The 7,444-nt window shown below is 62.7% G+C and carries 6 protein-coding genes; 2 read left to right on the top strand and 4 right to left on the bottom strand.

Annotated elements, in window-relative coordinates:
- Window positions 1–88: 88 nt before the first annotated feature.
- Window positions 89–691 (top strand): hypothetical protein, encoded by a 603-nt coding sequence (locus tag Q0T48_RS10545; RefSeq protein WP_295956030.1) that lies wholly within the window; start codon window positions 89–91, stop codon window positions 689–691.
- 164 nt (window positions 692–855) lie between these two features.
- Window positions 856–1,392, top strand: a complete 537-nt coding sequence (locus Q0T48_RS10540) for a GrpB family protein (protein ID WP_295956027.1) — start codon at window positions 856–858, stop codon at window positions 1,390–1,392.
- Window positions 1,393–2,286: 894 nt separating this feature from the next.
- Here the strand turns inward: Q0T48_RS10540 and Q0T48_RS10535 are convergent.
- The 4 genes from Q0T48_RS10535 to Q0T48_RS10520 form a co-directional block, all read right to left on the bottom strand.
- Complete coding sequence (locus Q0T48_RS10535) at window positions 2,287–3,513, bottom strand: Xaa-Pro peptidase family protein (protein ID WP_295956026.1); 1,227 nt, start codon at window positions 3,511–3,513, stop codon at window positions 2,287–2,289.
- Between the two features lie 169 nt (window positions 3,514–3,682).
- Window positions 3,683–4,582: a hypothetical protein gene (locus Q0T48_RS10530; RefSeq protein ID WP_295956024.1), complete on the bottom strand. Its 900-nt coding sequence runs from the start codon at window positions 4,580–4,582 to the stop codon at window positions 3,683–3,685.
- A 90-nt stretch (window positions 4,583–4,672) separates the two neighbouring features.
- Window positions 4,673–6,292 (bottom strand): GMC family oxidoreductase N-terminal domain-containing protein, encoded by a 1,620-nt coding sequence (locus Q0T48_RS10525; protein ID WP_295956022.1) that lies wholly within the window; start codon window positions 6,290–6,292, stop codon window positions 4,673–4,675.
- 205 nt (window positions 6,293–6,497) lie between these two features.
- A complete protein-coding gene (locus Q0T48_RS10520) occupies window positions 6,498–7,388 on the bottom strand; it encodes a LysR substrate-binding domain-containing protein (RefSeq protein ID WP_295956019.1) in 891 nt (296 codons plus the stop codon).
- Window positions 7,389–7,444 lie beyond the last annotated feature (56 nt).

The following is a 7,444-nucleotide window of genomic DNA, read 5'->3' as shown; positions in this document are numbered from 1 at the left end:
CTCTGACCTCCCTCGACCAGTCGCACTGCTTCTTGCTTGAATTCGAGCGTGTATCGCGCTCTCGCCGTCTTCGTCATTTCCGTTCTCCTTGCGTGAATTTAAACACTCAGCAAGGGATACGTTTTTCGAGGGCAAGGTCAGCGCCGATATGGCAGATGCCGCATCCAAGATGGCAAATCTCGGTGTCGTTGAACAAGAGAAGTCCACCTTTGATGGTGCAACCATCGTCAAGATGTCACCTGCCGTTCTGTATCGAGAGGGGGCGACGTTCGGAGTTCCGTACAAACTGGGCGCGCAATGGAACAGCAAGGCACCTGAGCATGTGGCCATCATCCTTTCGCACCAGTCAAACGTTGCAGCGGGCAGCTCCGCCTTCGTTGCCTTCAGTTCGCTCTCGACAAATATCGATGGAAGCATCGCCACATATCGAACAGGTGGCCCCACATCGAACGACAGTAGCAGCTACAACACCGTTTCTCGAACCATCTATACGGCAAGCACGAACTCAGTCGTCATTCCTCTAGCTGAGTTAAGAAAAATGCTGGTAGCTCGTGACTGCCGAATTCGAATTGAAACTAGCAAGGGCTATGAAGACGTTCAGTTTTCCATTGAAAGAATTCCAGGCGGTCAGCCCACTGCAATCATTCCCTTGCGCGAGTTCTTATCCAAAATCGTGGCAGCAAAGTCCTAAGACGAACTACGCCCAACCCTCCCATCGAGTGGACTCGCAAAGGTAACCCTGCGTGCAAGGCACTCCATTGCACACACAAAAACTTGCATCACGGGTTTCTGTAAAAGTTACTGCGCAGTCAGACGCATCACCCACCCGACGATACCGCTAGAACCCCACCCACCATGACCGAGCAAGAATCCCTGCTCGCAGCCATCCACGAAGAGGTGCAACTGCACCCCTATGACCCGTCGTGGCCCCATGCGTTTGCGGCTGAGCGGGAGCGGCTGGCTTCTTTGCTGCCGGGTGTGTTCCAGGACATCGCGCACATCGGCAGCACCGCCGTACCCGGCATGCCCGCCAAGCCCATCGTGGATCTGTTGGCCGGTGTGGCATCCATGGCGGTGGCGAAGTCCATCGCGGAGCAGATCTGCCAATCGGGCTACACCACATCGGCGGAGTTCAATGCCCGCCTGCAAGACCGCCAGTGGTTCATGCGCTGGGACGAAGGGCACCGCACGCACCACCTCCATGTGGTGGTGCACGCCAGCAAGGTCTGGCACGCGCATCTGGCGTTTCGGGATGCCCTGCGCTCAGATGCTGCGCTTGCGGCCCGCTATGCAGCGCTCAAGTCCGAACTCGCGGCACGCCACACCACCGACCGAGAGGCCTACACCGATGCCAAGGCCGCCTTCATTCGCGGTGCACTGGGCGATGCCTGAGGCGTGGCGCAAATGCTGCGTTTTTGATAGTTAAAAATAGGAGCTGCTTGTGCTGACTGGATCAGCACGAGGTGGCCATTTAGCATCTAAAAAATGGCGTGAAAGTCTGAAATCACGGCAATCGGCAACCGGGGATGTCGATGGCACCCAGAAAACGTCAACGTCAACCCGCCCATAGGGGTCGGAGCCCAAATGCGGGGAACACCGTGCCCGACCCGCCAGCTCTGATCGCGCAATTGGGATCCGACCCCCATTGGCTAGCGCCCGTGCAGTCGAAACAAATTGCTGCGCTTTTGATAGTTAAAAATAGGAGCTGCTTGTGCCGATGGGACCAGCACGGGAGGCTGATTGAGCCGGTGAAAAATAGCCCCAATATCCCAAACTGGCGCAATAGCCACCCCGACTCGCGCCCTAGGCGCGATGCCCGGCTGCGCCGGGCCGACCCCGCTCCCGGGGTCCCCATCTGTATGCGCCGAGGAGCACAGCTTTGGGCGGAAAAGGGCTGGCGTTGTTTGAGCGCCAGCGAGTTTAGCCAGACCCCGTCCAAAGCGCGCACCGCAGGTTCCCGCAGCGCCAGCGGAGGGCGCAGACAGTTGGGGCGACGCATCGATGGTGACTTTTGGTGTTCACGTAACTTTGCTGCGCAAAGTGAGTGAACCCCGCGTGCAAAGCACGCCTTTTGCGCAAAAGAAAACCCGCTTCGCGGGTTTCTGTAAAAGGGACTGCGCCGCCGGGCGCATCACCCGGCCGAGGATGCTCAAGGCACCCGGAAGACGCAATCCCGCCACCGTCCGTCACAGAGAACCGCCCGGAGGGGTCAGAGCCCCAATGCGGGCCAAGAGCGTGCATTTCCCGCCAGCAGCCGTTGCGCAATGGGGATCTGACCCCACCAAGCTACCCCAGCAGCCGCTGCTCGAAAGGGTAGTCGGACAGCAGCTCGATGCTGCCGTCGTTGCGGATGTAGATCTGCTCTTCGAGCTTGGCACCTTCGCCGCCGTCTTCGTGGCCGATGTAGCTTTCGATGCACAGAGTCATGCCGGGTTCGAACACGCCGTCGTAGCCTTTGGCATCGCTGTCTTCGCGGTGCACGATGTACGGATACTCGCCGCACATGCCCACGCCGTGCGCCAGCGCGAAATAGCGCCGCGCCTGGTAGGGCTTGGGGATCTTCCAGGCGCGGGTGGTGTACTCCGAAAAACTCATGCCGGGCTTGACCAGCTCCATGTTGGTGTGGATCTGCTCATAGGCCAACTGGTAGACGGTTTTTTGCGCGGCGTTGGCCTGGCCTTTGCCGCACAAGAAGGTGCGCGAAAAATCGGCGTAGTAGCCAAAGCGGCCCACCACGTCGGTGTCCAGGCCGACCAGGTCGCCGTCTTCGATGACGCGGGTGCTGCACTCGTGGAACCAGGGGTTGGTGCGCGGGCCGGAGCTGAGCAAACGGGTTTCAATGTAGTCACCGTCGGTGGCGATGATGTGCTGGTGCAGGTGCGACCAGAGCGCGTTCTCGGTGATGCCGGGCACCAGGGCGGCTTCCAGGTTGCGCACGCCCTGCTCGGCGGCGCGCAGCGAGGCGCGAACCATCTTGATCTCGTTGTCCACCTTGATACAGCGGGCGCGCTCCAGCGGCTCTTGCGCGTCCGACAGGATGTAGCCGTAGGCCTGCAGCGCGAAGGCGGCGGCCGAGGTGGCGCTTTCCAGGGCGATCTTTTTGCCGCCACCGCACTGCTGGATCAGCTCGTGCAATTCGGCCGCCCAGCGCTTGGTCACGTCACCCAGATTGTCGTTGCAGAAGTAATACGAGATGGCGGTGGCCGGGCGCACTTCGTCGATAGTGTCCAGGCCGTCGGCCAGGAAGTCGCAACCGGCGTACTCAAACATCACCACCTTGCCCTCGGCGGGCACGAACAGGTAGCGCGCCGGGTTGCGCATGGAGTAGACCTGCATGTTGCGCGAGCCTGACGCGTAGCGGATGTGCGTGGGGTCGAACAGGATGCATGCTGTCAGGTCGCGCTTCTTCAGCTCGGCCTTGACGCGGGCCATGCGGTCGCGCTGGATTTGTGCGATCTCGGCGGCGGTGGGTTCGCAGTCTTCCAGGCGCTGGGTGGGACGGATGAGGGCCATGGTGGGGGGCTTTCGGTTTTTGGAGGAAGGGACAGGAAAACAACGTGCATCGGGAAACTTCTTCACCCAGGAACACCGCAGAACTGGCTTTGCCAGGCTGCTGGTGTTGCCCCCTGTAAGGGGGTTGGCGCTGCCACACGCAGTGGGCAATGGGGATGTGCCAAATCTTTCAGTCGATCAGGGAATCGTTGCGTACCAGTTGGCTCTCGGCAATCAGGTGCGCTTCCGATACGCGGCCATACAGTTGGCGGGTGCGCTCCAGGCGGCCCATCACGTTGGGCTTTTGCGAGTAGGCAAAGATGGCGGTGTGGCGCTGGATGCTGCCGCTGACCGGGGTGACGCGGTGCAGCGAGAAGCGGCCCTTGAAGAACTGCACGTCGCCGGGGCGCAGCGTCAGTACCTTGACCACGCAGCGGTCTTCGCCGCGCACCACCTTACCTACGCCGGGGTAGTTTTCGCCTTCGGGCGTGCGGATGTTGGGGCAGTACTCGAAGTCGCCGCCGTGCTCGGCCTGCTGCGTCATCATCGAGACGATGAACTCATTGGTGTCGTAGTGCCAGGGCTGCTGCGTGCCGTCGGGCAGCACGTTTTGCACCAGGCCGGCATAGGGGTCGGCGTATTCCCACACCCGCTCCTGCTGCAGGCAGGCGGCTACAAACAGCTTCATGGCCTTGGCCACGTAGATGCGGTGGATGATGTAGTCGGCCGGGATCATGTCGCGCGTGACGAAGCCACTGGTGCGGTCCATGAAGAAGCGGCGCGGGTCGCTGGCGGGCAGGCTGGGGTCGTCGTTGGTGAAGTAGGCATTGGTCTGCTGGCGCGGCGAGAAGAAGGTTTTTTGGGCCAGCACACGGCCTTCCTCGGTCACGCGCAGCATGGCCTCGGGGCGCAAGAAACCGGGCAGCACGTAGCTGCCCTCGGCGGCCAATTGCTGGCGGCACATCTCCACCAGTTCCTGCATGCGCTGCGAGCCGGGGGCGTGCAGCGGGTAGCGCTCGGTGTCGATGATGTCGCTCAGGTCCATGCATTCGGCATCGGCCAATGCAAGCTTAGGGAAGGGGGTGGTCATGCAAACTCCTGGGTCAATGTAAGGGTGATCATGCGCAGGCGCGCGGATGTTGAAAAGCGATGATTTCGCGGGATGACGCTTGAGGAAAAGTCATACCGCGTGGTCCTCCAGAATCAGGTCGGCCCCTTTTTCGGCGACCATGATGGTCGGCGCATTGGTGTTACCCGAGGTCACGGCCGGAAACACCGAGGCATCCACCACCCGCAGGCCCTGGATGCCGTGCACCCGCAGCCGGTGGTCCACCACGTGGAGCACCGGGTCCGGGCCCATGCCACAGGTGCCGCAGGCGTGGTAGACCGAGCCGCCGCGCTGGCGAAAGTCTTCCAACAGGGCTTCGGGCGAGGTGGCATCGGAGCCGGGAAACAACTCGGAAGCCACCACGCCCGACAGCGGCGCGCTGGCGGCAATGCGCCGCAGCAGTTGGCTGCCCTCTTGCACATCGGCAATATCTTCGGGCGTGGACAAAAAGTTGGTGCGGATCACCGGCTTGGCAAACGGGTCGGCAGACTGGATGGTGATGCTGCCGCGGCTGGTGGGGCGGCAGGTGTTGAAGGACATCAAAAACGCCGAATACGGATCGGGGTTCATCAGCTTGGCCTGGGGTTTGGCGTTGGCGGTGTAGCTGATGGGGTTGAAGTACACATGCATATTGGGCCGCGCCAGCTCGGGGCGGCTGCGCACAAAGGCCCCCGCCTGGTTCACGCTCATGGCCAGCGGCCCCTGCTTGCCCAGCAGGTACTGCAGAGCGGCCTTGACCTTGCCGCTGAACGGGTACAGCGTGTCGTTGAGCGTGGGCACTTTGGACTTGAAGTAGTACGACACACACACGTGGTCTTGCATGTTCTGCCCCACGGCTGGCGCGTGGCGCACCAGGGGAATATCCAGACCCTTGAGCAAGCCCGCATCGCCCACGCCCGAGAGCTGCAACAGCTGCGGCGAATTGATGGAGCCGCCCGACAGCACCACTTCCTTGGCGGCGCGCACGATGTGCAAGCTGCCCTGGTGCAAAAATTCCACGCCCACGGCGCGCGTGCCCTCAAACACCACGCGGGTCACCTGGGCGCGGGTGGTCAAGGTGAGATTTTTGTGCCGCAGGGCAGGGCGCAGAAAGGCGTTGGCGGTGGAGGCACGCACGCCGTCGCGGATGGTCATTTGCCACAGGCCTGCGCCTTCGGTCTGCGCACCGTTGAAGTCGGCCGTGGTGGGGTAGCCCAGCGCGTTGCAGGCGGCCATGAAGGTGTCGCACAGCGGATGCACCTTGCCGCTGAATTCACTGACCCGCAGCGGCCCACCGCTGCCGTGGTGCTCGGATGCGCCCCACACATGGTCTTCGGATTTTTTGAAGTACGGCAGCACCGACTTCCAGCCCCAGCCGGGGTTGCCCGCGGCCTCCCAGTCGTCGAAGTCTTCGCGCTGCCCACGGATGTAGACCATGGCGTTGATCGAGCTGGTGCCCCCCAGCACCTTGCCGCGCGGCCAGTAGAGGCGGCGGTTGCCCATGGCGGGCTCGGGTTCGGCGTGGTACATCCAGTTGAAGCGCGGATCGGCAAAGGTGCGGCCATAGCCAATCGGCACCTGGATCCAGGGGCTGCGGTCCGAGCCCCCAGCTTCCAGCAGCAAGACCCTGTCCGTGCCGCTGGCGCTCAGGCGGTTCGCCAGCACACAGCCCGCAGACCCTGCGCCGACGATGATGTAGTCGTATTCGTTCATGCGCCGCAGGTTAGCGGCCCACTAAGGTCTGGGCAAACCACGAATTCGCGGCCCCAGCCTTGAGAAAAAGGCATACCCCCAGGCTACAGTGCGGCGCACTAATCCCCAACCCCCTTGCAGGGGGCAACACCTGCAGCCTGGCAAAGCCAGTTCTGCGGTGTTTTTGGCGTGCCTGCGTGCTGGCTGAAAGCTGGGTGGTGGGAAATCAGGCAGACGCGAACTGGCCCGCCAGCCAGTCGCGGAACAGGCCCACCAGTGCGCGGCTTTCGGCGTCGCGGGCCAGGTTGACGAACCAGTAGCCGTGCGGCCCGGCCACTTTCACGTCGCTCAGGGGCCGCAGGCTGCCGGCCGCCAGCTCCCTGGGCACCATGGCCTCGTCGACGATTGCGACCCCAGCACCGGCCAGGGCGGCGTTGATTACCTGGTCCAGCGTGCTGAAGCTCAGGCCCGGCTTGGGGTTGACTTCGGTCAGGCCCTGGGCGGCGCACCAGTGCTCCCACATGGGCATGCGCACATTGCCGTCGGTGATGTGCAGCAGGGTGGCTTCTTCCAGCCGCGGGGGCTGGGCATCCACCCATAGCACCGGGCTGGCCAGCATCACATGCTGCTCCACCATCAGCAGCGAGCAGTCGCCGTCGGCCCAGGCCTGGTCGCTAAAGGCAATCACACAGTCGCAATGGCGCACATCGCGTGGGGCATGCACGTCGTGGGTGCTGATGGACAGGTCGATATGGGGAAATTGCCGCCGAAAGTCCGGCAGGCGCGGGGCCATCCAGCGGGTGGCAAAGGTGGGTGGCAGGTTGATCGCCAACTGCTGGCGCAGGTTGTGGTGCTGCAGGTTTTGCACCACGGTGTCGATGTGCTGGAACGCCGTGTCCACGGCGGTGGCCAGTTGCCGCCCGGCGGGCGTGAGCTGCACGCCGCGGTGGGTGCGGGTGAACACTGGCACGCCCAGCCACTCTTCGAGCTGCTTGATCTGCCGACTCACCGCCCCCTGCGTGACAAACAGGCTCTCGCCCGCCTGCATGAAGTTTTCGGTCCGGGCCGCGGCCGCGAACACGCGCAGCGCATTCAGCGGGGGGAGGCGTTTGTGCATGGTGGGGGTGGCAATCAGAAGTCAACGCAGATTATGCAATTCGCATGCCGACCCCC

It is taken from the genome of Rhodoferax sp. (genome assembly GCF_025354435.1).
Taxonomy (GTDB): Bacteria; Pseudomonadota; Gammaproteobacteria; order Burkholderiales; family Burkholderiaceae_C; genus Rhodoferax_B.
This window is presented reverse-complemented; position numbering and strand designations above follow the sequence as displayed.